Genomic DNA, 1362 nt, shown 5'->3' with positions numbered 1-1362 from the left:
CACGGCGGCCAGTGCCGCGGCAGCCAGCGCGCCGTCGGCCGCCACGAGCGGCGCCGCGACGGTAGTCTCGGCATCGCTGGCGGCGGCGAGCCGTTGCCCGTGCGTGCGTGCGTCGAACGCGCCGATCAGGTCCTGCGGCATCGCCACCGCGCGGTGGTTGCCGGTCAGGGTCAACAACTGGTGCAGGCGATCGAAGCCGCGCTCCAGCAACTGCACGTCCTGGCGGTCGAGCTCGGTGCGATGGGCGGCGACCGCCTCCAGCAAGGACTCGATGCCATGGCCGAGGTCGCCGATGGCGTTGATGCCGGCCATGCGCGCGCCGCCCTTCAGCGTATGCAGGTCGCGCTGCAAGCCGCCGAGCACGTCGCGGTCCTGCGGCGCGGCACGCAGCTCGGCGATCAGGCGATCGCAGTGGTCGAGCAGGTCCTTGCCTTCGTCGACGAAGATATCGACCAGCTCGCGATCGAGGTCGGCGAAGTCCAGCGGGCCGAGATCGACGGCAGACAGATCGGTTCGCGCGGGATCGGCGGCGGCCTGCACTGCGTCGGTGTCGGACGGCGCGGATGCCGTGGCCTCCGGCGCGTGCTGGTGGTGTTCTTCGTGGATATCGCCGGCGGACGCCGTGTCGGCATCGGCTGCCGTGGTCGTGTCGTTCTGATCGACGGCGCCCTCGGGCGCGTGGTGCACTTCGTCTGATGCCACGGGGTGCGCGTCCGACGCCGCCTCGCCGTCGGACGGCGTCGCGGGTGCGGCGTGCTCCGCTTCGGCGGCGTCGTCGCGCGGCGCGCCATCACCCGCATCACCGGTCGGCGCAACGTGTTCCGCATCCGTTTCGGCGTCGGTGTGCTCGCCCACCGCGTCTGTAGCGAGAGACGCCGCATCGCCCTCGTGCGTTGCGTCCTCCGGATGCGCTGCGGCATCCGGTGTCGCGTCGCCGTGCTCGGCGGTGGACTCGGTATCGTCGTTGGCCGAGGCCACGCCATCGTGGCGCCAGCCGCTCGACGGTGCCAACGGCTGCTGGTGCAAGCCGATCGCAGGGGCGTCCTCGTTGAGCTGTTGCTCGTGCGCTTCAGCGGTGTCGTCCGCGGGCGCGTCGGCGGCGCCGTGCGCGGCCGCGTCATCCGCTGCCTGCGGTTCCTGCGCATGTGCATCGTGGATGTCGTCGGCCGGCGTTTCGGTCGCCTGGCCCACGGCAGCGCCGTCGACTGCCATGTGATCCGGCGCCTGCGCATCGTGCGCGTGCCCGGTCGTGTCCGGCGTCGCGTCGGCCTGTTCCTCGGCCTGGCGATCCTCGGAACCGTGCGCTTCGCCTTCGTGCGACGATGCCTGTGGTTCCTGCGCGTCCGCCGTCGTGTCGGTCTC

1 protein-coding gene is annotated in these 1362 nt (G+C 72.0%); it reads right to left on the bottom strand.

Annotation, left to right across the window (positions count from 1 at the left end; all coding sequences use genetic code 11):
- The coding region (locus D180_RS07880; RefSeq protein WP_043090628.1) for an Hpt domain-containing protein at positions 1-1362 on the bottom strand (1362 nt) is incomplete at both ends.

It is taken from the genome of Xanthomonas sp. SHU 166, assembly GCF_000364685.1.
In the GTDB taxonomy this organism is placed as follows: domain Bacteria; phylum Pseudomonadota; class Gammaproteobacteria; order Xanthomonadales; family Xanthomonadaceae; genus Xanthomonas_A; species Xanthomonas_A sontii.
Note: the sequence above shows the minus strand (reverse complement) of the source record. Positions and strands in the feature narration are given on the sequence as shown.